The sequence below is a fragment of the Microbacterium proteolyticum genome (assembly GCF_029639405.1).
Lineage (GTDB): Bacteria > Actinomycetota > Actinomycetes > Actinomycetales > Microbacteriaceae > Microbacterium.
Map to the genome: position 1 here is coordinate 1,377,891 of NZ_CP121274.1, position 16,921 is coordinate 1,394,811.

The window sequence follows — 16,921 nt, forward strand, 5'->3', positions numbered from 1 at the left end:
TGGTTCGTTTGGCCCGCAGCACCGCGGAAAGTTCCGGAGCGCGGGCCGCCGCGGAAGCTGCCGGGGCGCGGGACGGCAACAAGGAGCCGGTCACTCATGCGGCGGCCTCGCGCACGAACCCCGCGCGCAACCGCTCCGCGAGCACCACGCTCACCCCGCGCCGCCAGTCGGCGCTCCCGAGCGGATCGGTGTAGAAATCGGTGGCGGATGCCACGGCATCCCGAAGCTCGCCCGCACCGGGGACGCGCGCGAACCGCAGCACGCGCGGTCGACGCACCGCGGCCGTGACGACGAACACCGACGATCCGTCGGGGTCGACGCGGGCCGTGACCACCGCACCGGAGCGGCCGAGCTCGGCCAGCGCGATCTTCTGCAGACCGACGCGCGAGGCGAGGGCCGCGAGGGGGACGTCGAGTGCGCGAACGACCTCGCCGCGCTCGAGCGAGGTCGCGGCGTTGTCGATGACGAGCTCGGCGACGGCGATCCGGCGCTCGCCGCCGTCGGGCGTCCAGATCAGGGCCGTGGCATCCAGGGTCGAGAGGAAGGCGATCATCGCCCCCGCCGCGAACGCCTGGCAGACGTTGCCGCCGACGGTGGCGGTGTTCCAGATCTTGAACGACGCGAGCAGCGCGTCGGCCGAGGGTCGCGCGAGGGCGAGCGACGTCCACGCCGCGGGCGCTTCGCGCTCGACCCACGCCAGGAGCCGCGCGATCGTGCAGGTCGCCCCGATGCGCAGGCCCTCGTCGGTGACCTCGACGTCGGGCCAGCCGAGGGTGGTGAGATCGACGAACCCGGTGGTGTGCGGCTGCGGTTCGCTCATGATCCACGTTCCGCCGGCCATGACGACCTCGCCGGGGGCGAGCGCGAGATCCGCCCGGGTGCGAGCGGCGCGGTACGAGGTGACGGTGGTGATGTCCACGCGTCAGCCCGCCAGGATCTCGCCCGACCACGCTCCATCGGCGAGTCGGTAGTGCTGACGGGTGCTCTGCCCGGCGGGGTCGCCGCGCCAGAACGTCAGGGTGAGGGGACGCAACCGGAAGCCGACCCAGCGCTGCGGCGGGTCGAGGATCGGGTGCGAGGAATCGAACTCGGCCCACACGCGCCGACGCTCGTCGGCGGGGAGCTGTGCGTTGTCGAGCGTGTTCATCCAGGCCAGCAGCTGCAGATACCGCGACCGCTGCGCGTACACGGCGGCGGCCTCGCGGGCGCTCACGCGCTCGACGATCCCCCGGACGACGAGCTGCCGACCCACCTCGGGCCACGCGACCGCCATCGCCGCGACGGGATTCGCCGCGATCTCGGTGACCTTGGCGCTGGCGGCATCGGTGTGGAAGTAGAGGCCCGTGGCATCCCGATCGCTCACGAGCACGTGGCGGAGCGACGGCAGTCCGTCGCGTCCGATCGTCGACAGCGCGGCGAGGGGCCGCAGCTCGCTGTCGTGCGGCGGAAGCCACCGCACCATCAGCGCCAGCGGGTCGGCGACGAGGGCGTCGGCCTCGTCGATGTCGGAACCGAACGTGGTACCTGCCGTGATCATGGCCACCTCCGGGGTGCAGTGTCATCGCTGAGCGTAGGCATCGTGCGTTTCGGTGATGTTGCCGCCATGAACATTCGCTGAAACACAGGGTTCGTACACTCCGGGCATGACCCTGCTGCCCCTGCTGGACGCGTGCCCCAAGCGCATGGAATACGGCCCGTGCGGAGGCGTCGGCTTCGACGGATCGTGCGAGGTCGACGCGGAGCAAACGTGCGCGTTCCTGCCGCGCGGCACGGTGCCGTGGACGGGCGTCGACCGCGTCTCGGCACCTGCCCCAGGCCCCCGCACCGCCGCCGCCGCGGAGACCCTGTCCTCGCTCGGCACGCGCCCGTGGGTCGTGGCCGACCTCCCCGCGCGGGCGCTGAGCGTGGCATCCATCGACTCGTGCGCCGCGGTGCTCGCCGGAGAAGTGGATGCCGTCCTCGCCGGCGACGCGGGAACCGCGCGCGTCCAGTTCCCCCCGGCCTACCGCGCCCACCTGCTGCAGCGCGCGGGGCTGCGGGTGTGGACGGGGCTGAACATGCGCGACCGCAACCGCGTGGCGATCGAGGGGGAGCTGGCGGCCCTGGCCGTCGAGGGGGTGGCCGGGGTGCACTGCGTGACCGGCGACCACACCCGCACGGGGCACCGGCCCGACGCCGCGCCCGTGTTCGACCTCGACTCGACCGAGGCCGCCGCCCTCGCCCGCGCCGCGGGGCACGTCGTGTCGGTCGCGGCGTCGCCGGTGGCCCCGCCGGTGGAGCGTCGGGCCGCGCGGTTGCGCGAGAAGCTGCGCGCCGGCGCCGACGTCTGCTTCGTGAACCACGCCGGCGGAGCGGAACCGGTGCGGCGGTTCATCGACGCCGTGGCCGCCCCGGTGCGGTTCATCCCGTGCGTGCCGGTCGTCGTCGACCATGCCTCGGCCGACGTGCTGGAGTCGTTCACGACGCTCGCGGTGCCGGACGGGTTCCTCGCGCGCATCCGCGGCGCCGCCGAACCCCGCGCCGAGGGCATCGCGCTCGCGGTCGCGCTCGCCGAGGAGATGCTCGCGATCCCGGGTGTCGTCGGCGTGAACCTGTCGGGCGGCCGCGACGGCGGCGAGGAGTCGTTCGCCGAGGCCCAGGCCGAGATCGCGCGTCGGCTGCGCTGACGCGGGCCGCGGACAAAACGAAGGAGAACAGCGGCCCGGGTGGGGGTGCGGCCCGGGGTGGTGGCATCCGGGGTGCGGATCTCCTGCGTTGTGTCCTTCTCAGGCGGGTGGATGCCGCGAGAGCGGGGTTCTGCCCGAGTCGGCCCCGGCCGGTGGGGCCGCACCGCCGGTCAGCGTGCGACGGCGGTCACCTCCGCCGACAGCGCCTCGGCCACGGCGCCCGCCACGCGGTCGGTCTGGCGCAGCGCCAGGGAATCCGATCGTGGACGCGTGAACGCGCCGGCCTCGGTCCCGGCCGTGAAGGGGCCGAGGGCGAAGAGGGTGGCGTGCGGCTGCCCCTCGCGGGAGACGACCCTGCCGTCGGGGTCGACGTCGATGCGCCCGAGCGAGCCCGCGAAGCTCTCGTCGGCAACGCGCACCTCTCGCCCGTGCCGCGACGCGAGTTCCCGCAGAGCGGGGTTGTCGCTGAAGGCGGCGCTCGGCGAGGGGAGCCACGCGTCGACGAGCACGCGCGCCTCGACCTCCACGTGCGGCGAGACCGCGACGAACCCGCGTGCGGGGTCGACACGCACCGTGATGTCGGGCCCGAGGAACCGCACGACGCCGGCGTCGGCGAGCGCGAGGAGCTCTTCGAGCCGGTGCGCCGGCGGGCCCGAGGCGACGTAGCTGAAGAACGTGTGCCACGTGATCGGAAGGTCGACCGCGCGGGACCGGGCGCTCCAGCGCTCGGTGGGGATGTCGGCCAGAGCGAGGAACGATCCGAGGATCGTCAGGAACAGCGCCTGGGCGGCACTGCGCTCCTGCGTCGTCCGCAGCTGGAGATCTTCCACGATGTGCCGGCGGACGCGATCGTGCACGGCCTGCGCGTCGGGGAAGGTCTCGCCCGCGAGCGGAACGTCGAGGGTGAGGATGTCGAACCTGTCGAGCGGGTCGGGCACGACCTCGGCGACGGCGGCCCGGAGGGCGACGACGTCGCCGTCGACGCGGCGAAGCGTCTCGCGGAACTCCTCCCAGGTCGTCGTCACCCGGTCCGGGTGTCCCGTGAACAGCTCGCGGTAGTGACCCCACACGAGCTCGCGGGCGAGGAGCGGCCACACGTCGTCGAGGAAGTCGATCGTGCCCGGGCGGGCGAGGAGCCCCGCGACCGTCGGCGGCGTCAGGATCTCGAGCGCGGGTGGGTCGCCCTGGAGCTGCGACGACACCTTCGAGCGGTACGGCACGCCGCGCCGGGAACCGAGGTGAAGGCGCGGCTCCTGACCCGACGCGACGTAGCGCAGCCGCCCGTCCGCGTCTCGCTCGAAGCGCCCGCCCCGGCCCTCGGCCAGCAACACCACGGCATCCACCGATGCCAGTCCCATGCCCCGCACGATGGCGTCCTGGCCGGGGGCGAGCGCGCTCAGGTCGGCGTCGGCGGTGAACGCCGGTTCGATGTAGGTCAGGCCCGCCTGCGCCGCTTCGTCGAGCAGCTCGAGCGTCTCGCCGTCGGGCTCGCGGCCGTTGTGGCCGAGGGCGTACACGACGGTGTCGGCGACCAGGCGCGTCCCGTCGGCGAGGGCCACGTCCCACCCCTCGAGCGTGTCGTCCACCCACTGGACACTGCCCGGCTGCCAGTGCACGTCGACGCCCGCCGGGGCGATCGCGACCGTGCGGCGCCAGAACCAGTCGAGGTACAGGCTCTGGAGCCGACGCGTGGGGAAGCTGTCGCCGCGCAGCGACCGGACCTCGGCCAGCAGGGCGGGATCGTCGATCTCCACGTCGGGCAGCGTGTGGTCGCGGACGCGTTCGGCCCACTCGATCAGGGACGGTCCCGAGCGGATCGGCCCGGAGATCGTGCACGTCTCGTCGGTGAAGACGGTCACGTCGCGCGCCATCGAGTTCAGCTTCAGCAACGGCGACTGCTCGCGCCGCCAGATGCGGCCCGCGCCGGGCGGGAACGGGTCGACGAGGGTGACCTGCAGCGGCGGATCCTGGCGGGTCCGACGCGCGAGCAGGCGTTCGACGAGCATCACGGCCCGGGGACCGGCGCCGACGATCACCAGGCGGGCGGTACGGGAGGTCATCGCGCGCCGATCGGGTCGGCGACCGGGGGCAGGTCGAGCAGGTCGTGCAGGGTCGCGCCGTCCTCGTACGAGCGGCGGTAGGACCCCCGTTCCTGCAGGAGCGGGATGACACGGTCGGTGAACTCGTCCAGTCCGTGCGGGGTGAGGTGACCCACGACCGTGAATCCGTCGGTGGCCCGCTCCTGGACGTAGCGATCGATCTCGGATGCCACGTGCTCCGGCGTCCCGACGAACGTGTGCTGCGCGGTCAGGCGGATCACCAGCTCCCGGATGCTCAGCTTCTCCTCCGCCGCGAGGGCGCGGAGCTGGTCGATGCGCGCGCGGATCGCGGCGTGACGTCCGGCGAAGCCGTGCGCCGTCTCCGTCCCGGTGTCGGGCTCGACGTCGGGGAGGGGGCCGTCGGCGTCGTAGTCGCTGAAGTCGCGGTTCCAGATCTGCTCGAGGTAGGTGATGGCGGTCTGCGGCCGCACCTGCGCGAGGGCGATCTCGCGCGATTTCTCGCGCGCGTCCTCGGCGGTGTCGCCGAGCACGAAGGTCACCGCGGGCAGGATCTTCAGCGAGTCCTCGCTGCGGCCGTGGGCGGCGAGGCGGCCCTTCACGTCGCGGTAGAACTGCTGCGCATCCTCGAACTCGTTGTGGAGGGAGAAGATGACGTCCGCGTGCGCGGTGGCGAAATCGCGTCCGTCGGCGGAGTCGCCGGCCTGCACGATCACGGGACGCCCCTGCGGCGACCGGGGGACGTCGAAGACCGCGTCGACGTCGAACAGGCGGCTCTCCTGCCGCACGCGGGCGATCGCGTCCTCGCGCAGGAACTCGCCCGCCTCGGCATTCGCGACGATCGCGTCGGGACGCCACGACGACCACAGCGCTTTCGACAGGTCGGCGAACTCCGATGCCCGCGCGTAGCGGTCGGCGTGGTCGAGGTAGCCGCCGCGGCGGAAGTTGGCGCCGTGGAACGCGTCGGAGCTGGTCACCGCGTTCCACCCGGCGCGTCCGCCCGACAGCAGGTCGAGCGTGCCGAGCTGGCGCGCGAGCTCGTACGGCTCGTTGAAGGTCGTGTTCAGCGTGCCGACGAGACCGATGTGCTCCGTCACCGCGGCCAGGGCGGTGAGGATCGCGAGCGTGTTCGGCCGACCGGCGACGTCGAGATCGTGGAGTCGGCCGCGGTGCTCGCGCAGCCGGAGCCCCTCGGCCAGGAAGATGTAGTCGAAGAATCCGCGCTCGGCGTTGCGGGCGAAGTGCTCGAACGACGAGAAGTCGATCTGGCTGCCCGCCGCGGGGTCGGTCCACACGGTGGTGTTGTTCACCCCGGGGAAGTGGGCGGCGAGGTGGATCCGACGGCGGCTCATGCGCCGACCTCCTGACGGGCGAAACGGCTGGCGAGGCGGGGGAGTCCGAGACGCTCCCGCAGGGTGCCGGCTCCGTCGTCGGGCGACAGGATGCCGGCGGCCGACGCCGCCGGGACCACGCGCTCGGCGATCGCCGAAAGGTCGGCGGGCAGCCGCGCGGGACGCAGCCGCACCCCGTCGACGCCGGCGTCCCGGAGCGCACGGATCTCCTCGACGACGTCGTCCGCGGTGCCGACGACCACCCGGGCGTCGGTCGCGAGCGCATCCGCGTCCTCGAGGCGGCGCCAGGCCGCGGCCGCCGCGGCGGGCGTGTCCTCGACGAGGACGAGCAGGTCGGCGAACACGCGCAGGCGCTCCCCCTCGGTGCGGACGGCGTCCGCGGCATCCGCGAGCTCGTCCAGGATGCCGCCGACGGCGGACGCCCCCGCGGGCGTGATGAACACGACGTCGGCGTGCTCGGCGGCGAAACGGTAGGGCACGCTCTGGTGCGCGAGGGCCGTGATGAGCGGCTGCCCCTGCGGCGAGCGCGGAACGATCGATGCGCCTGTGATCGAGAAGAACTCTCCCTCGAACTCGATGCGGTGTACGCGCTCGCGGTCGAGGAACTTCCCGGTCTCGAGGTCGCGCACGATCGCGTCGTCCTCCCAGGAGTCGGCGAGCCGCCGGATGGCATCCACGACCTCGCCCGCCTCGCGGAAGGCCGCGAGCAGCGCAGGGTCGTCCTCGACGCGGCCGGAGGCCGGGAGACCGGTGGGGCCGTCGACGCGGCGTCCGAAGTTCGCGCGCTCCTGCGGCGACGATCCGGCGACGATGCGCGCGCCGGCGCGGCCGTGGCTGACGTGGTCGAGGGTCTGGAGCCCCGTCGCGAGGTGGAACGGCTCGGGGTGGGCGGTGGTGACCGTGGGGATCAGCCCGAGGCGGTCGGTCGCCGGGGCGAGGAAGGAGGCGACGAGCACCGCGTCGAGGCGGCCGCGGACGCGGTCGCGCCGGGTCTCGGCATCCGCGTCGAACGAACGACCCCCGAGGCTCAGCGCGTCCTCGATCGTGGCGAACAGGATGCCGCCGCCGTCGGCGACGCGCGCGAGGTCGCGCCAGTATCCCGCGGAGGTCAGCTCCGTCGGCCGCGCCGTGGGCTCGCGCCAGGCGGCGGGGTGCCAGCCCGCGCCGTCCAGGGCGACGGCGAGGTGGATTCGTTCGGGCATCGTGCTCTCCCTCCGGGGCGGGAACGGCCCGCCGAGAGGCCCACTGTGCCGTCGGCCCGGTGGCGGCACAACACGTTCCGTAACGCAGCGCCGCGCGAGGTCATGTGACGTCGGATTGCGCTGACGGACTCCATCCGAGCAGCGGTCCGAGGCGCCCGGCGAGGTCGTCCAGGATCTGCGCGTAGTCGTCGGGTGCGAAGTCGAAGGGCAGCGCGAAGGCGACTTCGTCGACCTCGGGGAACGCGGCTGACGATCGCAGGCGGTCGGCGATCTCCTCCGACGTGCCCACGATGTCGGCGGCGAAGAGCATCCCGCGCGGCCCCTGGGGGATCCCGACGCGCGCGCTCCGCGCCGCGGCGTACGCCGAGTACCGTTCGCGCTGCTCGGGCGTGGCCGAGTCGGTCGGGATGACGACGAGGCCCTGCGACACCCGCGCGGACTCGCCGTCGGGATGCCGATCGCGGTACAGCCGGATCTGCGTGTGCTGCTCGGTGTCGAAGTCGGTCGTGTCGACCGACTGGATCACGCTGCTGGTGAGCAGGTGGAAGCCGTTCTCGGCCGCCCAGGTGGTGGATGCCGGGCTCCCGGCGCCGTACCAGAGGCGGTCGGCGAGCCCGGGCGAATGCGGTTCGATCCGCTCCGAGTACTCCTCGATGCCCTCGCGGCCCGCGAACGCGCTCACGCGGTCGCCGGCGAGGAACCCGCGCAGGCGCGCGAGCCGCTCGTACCCGAAGTCCTCGTGCTCGACGGTCCCGGGGTACAGCGCGGAGCCGATCTCGTCGAGGCGGCGCGGGGGACCGACGGAGAACCCCGGCTCCAGCCGACCGCCGGTGAGCACGTCCACCGTCGCCAGGTCCTCCGCAAGGCGGAAGGGGTTCTCGAAGCCCAGGGGGATGACCGCGGTCCCGAGGCGGATGCGGCTCGTGCGCTGCGACGCCGCGGCGAGCACGGCGACGGGCGACGAGATGCCGTATTGCAAGTGGCGGTCCCGCAGCCACGCGCTGTCGAAGCCCAGACTCTCGGCGCGCTCGATGATCGCGAGCGTCGCCTCGTGCCCGGCGCGCGGATTCTCGCGGTCGAACAGACCGATGGTGAGGAAGCCGAGGGAGCGGAGCGGGCGGGTCACGCGGGCGTCCGAACGGCCGCGAACTGGTTGCGGCGGCGCAGCGCGAAACCGAGGCGCTCGTACGCCGCGATCGCGCCGAGGTTCGAGGCCGCCGCGTGGAGCAGGGCCCGTTCGCCGCGCGCCTGGATGTGGAAGGCCACGTCGAGCACCAGTCGAGAGGCGAGGCCCTGGCGTCGGTGTTCGGCATCCACCGAGACCGCGCTGATCTCGGTCCAGCCGGTGGGGTGCAGGCGCTCGCCCGCCATCGCGATCAGACGTCCGTCGCGACGGATGCCGATGTAGCGGCCGAGCTCGTACGTCCGCGGCCGGAAGGGGCCGGGCTGGTTGCGGTCGACGATCGCGAGCATGTCCGCGGCGTCGTCGGGACCAAGCTCGATCGCCTCCTCGTCGGGGCGGGGGCGCAGCGCGTCGGTCTCGACCAGCTGCACGCCTTCCCCTCCGCCGAGGTACTCCCAGCCGGCCGGGTACCCGCCCTCGTAGCCCGAGAGCCCGACCTCGCTGCCGGGACCCACGAGCTCGCGGAGAGCGTCCCAGACGCCCGGCTCGTCCCACGTGCGCACCGCGACGAACGGGGCGACGTCGCCGGGATAGCGGCGCACGAGATCGCCGCCGATCGCGAAGGAGGCGTGCGGGCCGGTCAGCGAATGCCAGGCCGCGTTGTCGAGGACGGTGGCGTCGGCGTGCGGAACGTCGAGCGTTGCGGAGGAGGTCACCGGCCCACTGTGCGCCGCCCGCGCCACGCGTGCAAGCCGAGGGCCGCGGTTCGCAACGGGCGCGCGCTTATGTGACAGCGCGTGAAGTCCGGCGTCGGTCCGTGACGCTCGGCGACACCGGGTTTCGCGCGCGTCCCGCCCGGTCGGCATCCGGGCACATCCTCGTTCGAAACCGGTCCGCCATCCCCCGCGGCCCGGAAGCCCCCGATACGGAACTGAGGACGTCGGCATGAGTGGGACCCCCGCACTTCGCGCCTCGATCGCGCGGTACATCGCGCTGAGACTGGCGCAGGCGCTCCTGGTGCTCTGGGCGGCCTACACGCTGTCCTTCCTCGTGCTCTACGCCCTGCCGAGCGACCCCGTGGCGCTCCTCGCGGGCGGCGACGCGACCGACATCTCCGCCGCACAGCTCGACGACCTGCGCGCGCGGTACGGCCTCGACCAGCCGCTGTGGGTGCAGTATCTGCTGCACCTGCGCGGCATCCTGACCGGCGACCTCGGCACGTCGATCTCGACCGGCCGCCCCGTGGCGCAGGTGATCGGGGAAGCGATCCCGCCGACCGTCCAGCTCGCCGGGTTCGCGCTCGTCGTGGCCGTCGTGCTCGGCGCCGGGATCGCGATCGTCGCGACTTTCACGCGCTCGCGTCGCCTCTCGGCGGTGCTGCTCGGGCTGCCCCCGCTCGGTGTCGCCGTGCCCTCGTTCTGGCTCGGACTCGTCCTCATCCAGTGGTTCTCGTTCCAGATCCCCCTGTTCCCGGCGATGGGGGACAAGGGTTTCGCCTCCCTCGTCCTTCCGGCCGTCACCCTCGCCGTCCCCACGAGCGCCGCGATCGCGCAGTTGCTGTCGAAGAGCCTGGCGACCACCCTCGGCGAGCCGTACATCGACACCGCGTGGGCGAAGGGCGCGGGGCGATGGCGGGTGCACCTGGGCCACGCGCTGCGCAACGCGGCCCTTCCGGCGCTCACGGTGACGGGTCTCGTCGTGGGCCAGTTGCTCTCGGGCACCGTGGTCACCGAGACCGTCTTCTCGCGTCCGGGCGTGGGCCGGGTGACGGCACTCGCCGTCCAGCAGCAGGACGTGCCCGTCGTGCAGGGGGTCGTGCTGTTCGCTGCCCTGGTCTTCGTCCTCACCACGCTCGCCGTCGACCTGGTGTATCCCGTCCTCGACCCGAGGATCGTGCTCGGCACCGCGCCGGCCCGCCGTCGCCGTGACGCCTCCGCGGCGTCCGCGGCCGGCCGGCATCCCGAGGCCGCCGGAACGGAGGTGAAGTGATGTCCGAGACCACCGCCCTCGTCCCCGAGCGACGCGAGCACTCCGAGGACCCGTTCGCCGCCACCGCCGCCGACCGGTTCGATGACGCCGTCGTCGCCCGCGCCGCCGAACGCCGGACATCGACGCGTCGACGCGCCCTCCCCGCGGCGTTCCGCCGTCCCCTCGTCCTCGCGTCGGCGGCGTGGATCGTCGTGGTCCTCGTCGCCGCGCTCTGGCCCGGGCTCCTCGCGCCCGGGGATCCGCTCGGCGGCACCCCGACCGAGAATCTCCAGGCGCCGTCGTGGGCGCACTGGTTCGGCACCGACCAGCTCGGCCGGGACCTCTACACGCGGGTCGTCCACGGCACCGCGTTGACCGTGTCCGCTGCCGCGATCGCCGTCGGCGTCGGGGTGGTGGCCGGGTCGCTCCTCGGCCTCCTCAGCGGCTTCGTCGGCGGACGGACGGATGCCGCGATCATGCGCGTCGCCGACGTCCTGCTCGCCATCCCGGGTCTCCTGCTGTCGCTCGCGATCATCACGGCGCTCGGTTTCGGCACGGTGAACGTCGCCATCGCCGTCGGGATCGCGAGCCTGGCGGCGGTCGCGCGCGTGCTGCGGTCGGAGGTGCTGCGGGTGCGGACGGCGCCGTACATCGAGGCGGCCCGGGCCTCGGGCAACGGCTGGACGGCGGTGCTGCTGCGCCACGTGCTGCCCAACTCGATCGGACCGGTCGTCGTGCTGGCGGTGCTGGAGTTCGGGACCGCGATCCTCGCGGTCTCGGCGCTGAGCTTCCTCGGATACGGGGCACCGCCGCCCGCTCCCGAGTGGGGCGCACTCGTCTCGGGCGGCCGCGACTACCTCCGGAACGCGTGGTGGCTGACGGCTCTGCCGGGACTCACCATCGCCGTCACCGTGCTGGCGGCCAACCGCCTCTCCCGGGGGCTCGACGCCGACGGGAGGGCACGCCGATGAGCGCCGAGAACCTGCTCGAGATCGACGGTCTGGCGGTGACCTACCGCACGGGTCGAGGAGACGTCGACGCGGTGCGGGAGGTGAGCCTCTCGGTCGCCCAGGGAGAGACCGTCGCCGTCGTCGGCGAGTCCGGATCGGGCAAGTCCACGACGGTGCACGCGATCATCCGATTGCTGCCGGCGGCCGCCCACATCGCGGCGGGGTCCGTGCGGTTCGAGGGGCGCGACCTCGTCGCGGCGACCGACCGCGACCTGCGATCGGTGCGGGGCCGACGCATCGGTTTCGTCCCGCAGGACCCCACCGTGAGCCTCAACCCCGTCGTGCGCATCGGGGATCAGGTCGCCGAAGTGCTGCGCGTGCACGGTCTCGCCGATCGGCGCACCGCGCAGGCGCGGGCGATCGAGGCGCTGGAGCGGGCCGGCCTGCCCGACGCGGCCGTGCGGGCGCGCCAGTACCCCCACGAGCTGTCGGGCGGCATGCGGCAGCGCGTGCTCATCGCGATCGCGATCATCGGCGACCCGGCCCTCCTCATCGCCGACGAACCCACCAGCGCACTCGACGTGACCGTCCAACGCCAGATCCTCGATCACCTCGACGTCCTCAAGCGCGAGCGCGGGGCGAGCCTGCTGCTGATCACCCACGACCTCGGCGTCGCCGCGGACCGCGCCGATCGCATCGTCGTGATGAGCGACGGCCGGATCGTGGAACAGGGCACCCCCGACGAGATCCTCGGCGACCCGCGACATCCGTACACCCGCCGCTTGATCGCGGCGGCGCCGAGTCTTCGCGCCACCGACGCCGTCCGCACATCGGAACCGTTCTCGAACGCCGTACCCGCACGGACCGTGTCCGACGCGGGTCGCGGGCTGCCGGGGGAGACGCCCGTTCTCGAGGTCGAGGGCCTGGTCAAGGAATTCGCGCTGCCCGGCGGCGGCCGCACGCGCGCCGTCGACGGCGTCGGATTCCGCCTCGAGCGGGGCCGCACCCTCGCCCTCGTCGGCGAGTCGGGGTCGGGCAAGACGACGACCGCCCGGCTGGCGCTGCGCCTGGTCGACCCGACGGCCGGGACCGTGCGGATCGACGGCGCCGACGTGACCGCGCTCTCCGGGCGGCGGCTGAGGCGGGTGCGCCGTCGCGTGCAACTGGTGCAGCAGAACCCCTATGCCGCGCTGAATCCCCGATGGAGAGTCGAGACCATCGTCGCCGATCCCCTCCGCGCGTTCGGGGTCGGGTCGCGCGCGGAGCGTCGGAAGCGCGCCGCCGAGCTGCTGGATCTCGTGGCACTGCCGTCGACGGCGCTGTCGCGTCGACCGGCCGACCTGTCGGGCGGCCAACGCCAGCGTGTGGCGATCGCGCGGGCCCTCGCCCTCGAGCCCGCGCTGCTCGTGCTCGATGAGCCGGTCTCCGCGCTCGACGTGTCGATCCAGCACCAGATCCTCACCCTCCTCACCGAGATCCAGCGGGAGAAGGCGTTGAGCTACCTCTTCATCTCGCACGACCTCGCCGTCGTCCGGCAGATCGCCGACACCGTGGGCGTGATGCGCCGCGGACACCTCGTCGAGCTGGGGACGGCCGACGACGTGTTCGCCCGTCCCGCCCACGACTACACGCGGACGCTCCTGGATGCCATCCCGGGCCGACGTTCCCCGACCGCACCCTCCGCCATCTCCACCCTTCTTCTCTGAGGAGCAGCATGTCCATCCGACGTATCTCTCTCGCGGCGGCGTTCGGCGTCGCCGCGGCGCTCGTCCTGTCCGCGTGCGGGGGCACCACCGCGGCCCCCGAGGCCTCCGTGTCGGCGACACCCGTGCAGGGCGGAGACCTCACCTTCGCGGTGGCCAACGACCCCATCTCGTTGAACCCGTCGGGGACCGGCTCGGGCAACGACACCCTGTACGTCACGCGTCAACTCGTCGACTCGCTGCTCTACCAGAACCCCGACACGGGTGCCCTCGACCCGTGGCTGGCGACCTCGTACGAGTCCAACGCGGATGCCACCGAGTTCACCTTCACCCTGCGCGACGACGTGACGTTCTCGGACGGGACGCCGTTCACGGCGTCGAACGTCAAGGCGACCTTCGACGACATCATCGCGGCGGGCGCGCTGAGTCAGGCGGTCAGCTCCTTCGTCGGGTACGTCGGCACCGACGTCGTCGACGCGCACACCGCGCGGGTGCGGTTCTCGAGCCCCAACGCCGCTTTCCCCAACTCGACCGCGTCGGTCGCCCTCGGCATCGTCGGGGACGCCACGCTGGCGGTTCCCTACGACCAGAGGGCGGATGGGAAGGCCGTCGTCGGGACGGGTCCGTTCACGCTGAAGAGCTACACGAAGGACACCGCCACCGTGCTCGCCGCTCGCGAGGACTACGCGTGGGTGCCCGAGGCGCTCGGCAACACCGGCCGCGCGCGCCTGGACACGGTGACGTTCCAGATCGTGCCGGAGGCGGGGGTGCGCACCGGAAGTCTCACGTCCGACCAGGTCGACGTGGCCGGCGGCGTGCAGCCGAACGACGTCGCGTCCCTGGAGCAGAGCGGATACCCGCTCGTGTGGCGCGCGAACCCGGGGATCACCTTCGGCCTCTCGTCCAACCTGTCGCATCCGGTCGTCGCGGACCTCGCCGTCCGCCACGCGATCTCTGCGGCCATCGACGCGGAGACGGTCCGCGACACCGCGCTGAACGACTACTTCGCCGTCGCCACGAGCTCGCTCGCGCAGTCCACCCCCGGTTACGCCGACCAGAGCGCCGCCTTCGGCTTCGACCCGGACAAGGCCGCCGAGCTGCTCGACGGTGCCGGATGGAGCGCAGGGGCCGACGGCATCCGCGAGAAGGACGGCCAGAAGCTGCAGCTCAAGCTCTGGTGGATCACGAACTTCGGGCCCAACCAGACCTCGCTCGAGCTGATCCAGCAGGAGCTGAAGGCCGTGGGCATCGACCTGCAGCTGCAGAGCGGACCGGTGCCCGACTTCCTCGAGGCGCAGAAGAACGGCGACTTCGATCTCGTGTGGGGCAACCTGTCCCGCGCGGACGGCGACGTCCTGCGCACGACGTTCTCGAAGAGCACGACGCGCTACCGCATCGACGACCCGACGCTGGAGGATCTCCTGCAGAAGCAGCTCACGCTCAGCGACGCGTCCGCGCGCGACGAGGTCCTCGCCGAGGCGCAGGCGCGCATCGCGAGCCAGTACTACCAGATCCCCGTGCACGAGCTGACCTCGATCATCGGCACGCGCGACACGGTGCACGGCGTGAGCCTCGGCGCCGACTCCCGTCTGGACTCGCTCGTCGCCGCCTGGAAGCAGGCGGACTGATGTCGACCGTCTCCGCGCCCACGATCCCCGAGGTGGGCCTCACCCTGCCCGGGAACTACGACGAGACCGACCCGTCGGGCGGACTCGAGGAGACGCTGCAGCTGTTCTCCCTGGCGGAAGAGCTCCGCTACCAGGTGGCGGGCGTCCGCCAGCGTCACCTGGAGCGGGGGCTCTCGTCGGCCCTCCCGTTCCTCGCCGCGGCCAGCCAACGCACGTCGACGATCCGCCTGGAGACCGCCGTCGTCCCCCTCGGCTACGAGACACCGTTCCGCCTGGCGGAGGACTTCGCCACGGTCGATGTGCTCTCCCGCGGCCGTCTCAACGTGGGAATCAGCTCGTCGGCCCCGCACCTGGACGTCCTTCGACCGCTCGGACGCGGTGCGGACGACGGTGCGGGCGTCGAACCGTACACGCTCATCGCCCGCTTCCTCGAAGCGCTCGAGGGGCGCGATCTGTCCGACGAGGCGATCCTGACGCCGTACGGTCCTCAGATCCCGCGGATCCAGCCGCACGTGCCGTCGTTGCGCGACCGGGTGTGGCTCGGCGGAGGTTCGGCGCGGTCGGTCCGCTGGGCGGCCGAGCACGGGCTGAAGCTCTTCCTGGGGAACCTCACCGCGGCCGACGGCGACGCGCCGTTCGAGACCGTGCAGCGGGCGCGCATCGACGAGTACTACGCGGCGTTCACGGGCAGCGGTGAGCCGGCGGTCGGTGTGGAACGGGTGATCGTCACGACCGACAGCGCCACCGCCGCCCAGCGCGCGCACTACGCGGACTTCGCGGCCGGACGGGAGGAACGCACCCTGGCGCCCACTCGCGGACTGGTGTTCCAGAAGGACCTCGTGGGCACGGCCGACGAGATCGTCGAACGCCTGCACGCCGACCCGGCCATCGACGGGCGCACCCGGGTGCGCGTGGCGCTGCCCTACGCGTTCCACCATGACGAGTACCGACAGATCCTGACCGACATCGCCGAGGGCGTGCTGCCGCGCCTCGGCTGGCGCCCGGCCGCGACGCGCGCCGTCGCCGCCTGACCGCGATCCCCTGACAAGGAGCACTCATGAGTTCATCGCATCCCCTTCACCTCGGAGTCGCGCTCGAGGGCGCAGGGTGGCATCCCGCCGCCTGGCGGGAGCCGTCCTCGCGCCCGGACGAGCTGTTCACCTCCGGCTACTGGGCCGACCTGGTGCGCACCGCCGAACGCGGAGACCTCGACTTCGTCACCGTCGAGGACGCGCTCGCCCTGCAGTCGTCGCGGTTCCTCACCGGTGACGAGCGCACCGACGAGGTCCGCGGACGACTCGACGCCGTCCTCATCGCCTCCCGCGTCGCGCCGCTCACGTCGCGGATCGGGCTGATCCCGGTCGCGACGGTGACCCACACCGAGCCGTTCCACGTGTCCAAGGCGATCGCGACGCTCGACTACGTCAGCGAGGGTCGCGCCGGCGTGCAGGTGAAGGTGTCCGGGCGCGTCGACGAGGCCGCGCACGTCGGCCGCCGGACCCACCCGGGCGACGTGGCGCTCGACGACCCCGCGGTCCAGGCGTTCATCCAGGACGCGTTCGATGAGGCGGCGGACGTGGTCGAGGTCGTCCGCCGGCTGTGGGACAGCTGGGAGGACGACGCCGAGATCCGCGACGTCGAGACGGACCGGTTCCTGGATGCCGACAAGGTGCACGCCATCGATTTCGAGGGTCGCTTCTTCTCGGTGCGCGGACCGTCGATCACGCCGCGCCCGCCGCAGGGTCAGCCCGTCGTCGCCGCTCTCGCGCATGCCGCTGTGCCCTACCGCCTGGCCGCACGGTCGGCGGACGTGGTCTTCGTCACGCCCGCGGATGCCGTGCACGCGCGCGCGATCCTCGAGGAGGTGCGCGCCGCCGAACGCGTCGTGGAGCGCGAGGGCGAGCCCCTCCGCGTCATCGCCGATCTCGTGGTGCTGCTCGACGCGGACGGCGGCGAGACCGGCGAGGATCGCCGCCGACGGCTGGACGCCCTCGGCCGCCCGCTCGTCTCGGATGCTCGGATCGTCACCGGTCCGGCATCCACCGTCGCCGACGTGATCGACGACCTCGTCGCCGCCGGTTACGCCGGGGTGCGGCTGCGTCCCGGCGTCGCCACCGACGACCTCGCCCGGATCGTCGACGACCTCGTGCCCGAACTGCGCCGACGGGGTGCGCGGACGGCCGTCGCCCCGGAGGGAACTTCGCTGCGCGGACGCCTCGGTCTGCCCGAGGGCCTGCCCAGCCGCTACGCCACCCCCGTCGCCTGAGAGGAC

The 16,921-nt window shown here is 72.9% G+C and carries 14 protein-coding genes; 7 read left to right on the plus strand and 7 right to left on the minus strand.

What is annotated here, in order from left to right; genetic code table 11:
• Positions 1–94: 94 nt before the first annotated feature.
• Both P8R59_RS07210 and P8R59_RS07215 read right to left on the minus strand, forming a co-directional pair.
• The gene (locus tag P8R59_RS07210) at positions 95–919 is read right to left on the minus strand and encodes an FAD binding domain-containing protein (RefSeq protein WP_278103357.1); all 825 of its coding nucleotides are present in this window, start codon (positions 917–919) and stop codon (positions 95–97) included.
• 3 nt (positions 920–922) lie between these two features.
• Positions 923–1,537 (minus strand): pyridoxine/pyridoxamine 5'-phosphate oxidase, encoded by a 615-nt coding sequence (locus P8R59_RS07215; protein WP_278103358.1) that lies wholly within the window; start codon positions 1,535–1,537, stop codon positions 923–925.
• Between the two features lie 106 nt (positions 1,538–1,643).
• On the opposite strand from P8R59_RS07215, the gene P8R59_RS07220 reads away from it, so the two are divergent.
• Positions 1,644–2,666: a methylenetetrahydrofolate reductase C-terminal domain-containing protein gene (locus P8R59_RS07220; RefSeq protein WP_278103359.1), complete on the plus strand. Its 1,023-nt coding sequence runs from the start codon at positions 1,644–1,646 to the stop codon at positions 2,664–2,666.
• A gap of 170 nt (positions 2,667–2,836) precedes the next feature.
• Here P8R59_RS07220 and P8R59_RS07225 read toward each other — a convergent pair whose 3' ends face one another.
• The 5 genes from P8R59_RS07225 to P8R59_RS07245 all read right to left on the minus strand — a co-directional run bounded on the left by P8R59_RS07225 (position 2,837) and on the right by P8R59_RS07245 (position 9,116).
• A complete protein-coding gene (locus P8R59_RS07225; protein WP_278103360.1) occupies positions 2,837–4,726 on the minus strand; it encodes an FAD/NAD(P)-binding protein in 1,890 nt (629 codons plus the stop codon).
• On the minus strand, positions 4,723–6,075 hold the full coding sequence (locus tag P8R59_RS07230; protein WP_278103361.1) for an NtaA/DmoA family FMN-dependent monooxygenase: 1,353 nt from the start codon (positions 6,073–6,075) through the stop codon (positions 4,723–4,725). Before P8R59_RS07230 ends, P8R59_RS07225 begins: the two co-directional genes overlap by 4 nt.
• The gene (locus P8R59_RS07235) at positions 6,072–7,277 is read right to left on the minus strand and encodes an LLM class flavin-dependent oxidoreductase (RefSeq protein WP_278103362.1); all 1,206 of its coding nucleotides are present in this window, start codon (positions 7,275–7,277) and stop codon (positions 6,072–6,074) included. The genes P8R59_RS07230 and P8R59_RS07235 overlap by 4 nt, the downstream gene beginning before the upstream one ends.
• Before the next feature lie 100 nt (positions 7,278–7,377).
• Entirely contained in the window at positions 7,378–8,403 is a 1,026-nt protein-coding gene (locus P8R59_RS07240) for an LLM class flavin-dependent oxidoreductase (RefSeq protein WP_278103363.1), read from the minus strand.
• Positions 8,400–9,116, minus strand: coding sequence for a GNAT family N-acetyltransferase (locus P8R59_RS07245; RefSeq protein ID WP_278103364.1), 717 nt, complete (start codon positions 9,114–9,116; stop codon positions 8,400–8,402). The genes P8R59_RS07240 and P8R59_RS07245 overlap by 4 nt, the downstream gene beginning before the upstream one ends.
• A 229-nt stretch (positions 9,117–9,345) precedes the next feature.
• On the opposite strand from P8R59_RS07245, the gene P8R59_RS07250 reads away from it, so the two are divergent.
• From P8R59_RS07250 to P8R59_RS07275, 6 genes are read left to right on the plus strand one after another with little or no spacing between them, the layout of a single operon-like run.
• Entirely contained in the window at positions 9,346–10,389 is a 1,044-nt protein-coding gene (locus P8R59_RS07250) for an ABC transporter permease (RefSeq protein ID WP_278103365.1), read from the plus strand.
• The gene (locus tag P8R59_RS07255; protein ID WP_278103366.1) at positions 10,389–11,339 is read left to right on the plus strand and encodes an ABC transporter permease; all 951 of its coding nucleotides are present in this window, start codon (positions 10,389–10,391) and stop codon (positions 11,337–11,339) included. Before P8R59_RS07250 ends, P8R59_RS07255 begins: the two co-directional genes overlap by 1 nt.
• The gene (locus P8R59_RS07260) at positions 11,336–13,024 is read left to right on the plus strand and encodes a dipeptide ABC transporter ATP-binding protein (protein ID WP_278103367.1); all 1,689 of its coding nucleotides are present in this window, start codon (positions 11,336–11,338) and stop codon (positions 13,022–13,024) included. Before P8R59_RS07255 ends, P8R59_RS07260 begins: the two co-directional genes overlap by 4 nt.
• An 8-nt stretch (positions 13,025–13,032) precedes the next feature.
• Positions 13,033–14,649 (plus strand): ABC transporter substrate-binding protein, encoded by a 1,617-nt coding sequence (locus P8R59_RS07265; RefSeq protein WP_278103368.1) that lies wholly within the window; start codon positions 13,033–13,035, stop codon positions 14,647–14,649.
• Positions 14,649–15,680, plus strand: coding sequence for an LLM class flavin-dependent oxidoreductase (locus P8R59_RS07270; protein WP_278103369.1), 1,032 nt, complete (start codon positions 14,649–14,651; stop codon positions 15,678–15,680). Before P8R59_RS07265 ends, P8R59_RS07270 begins: the two co-directional genes overlap by 1 nt.
• A 26-nt stretch (positions 15,681–15,706) precedes the next feature.
• Positions 15,707–16,915, plus strand: a complete 1,209-nt coding sequence (locus P8R59_RS07275) for an LLM class flavin-dependent oxidoreductase (RefSeq protein WP_278103370.1) — start codon at positions 15,707–15,709, stop codon at positions 16,913–16,915.
• Positions 16,916–16,921: the final 6 nt, after the last annotated feature.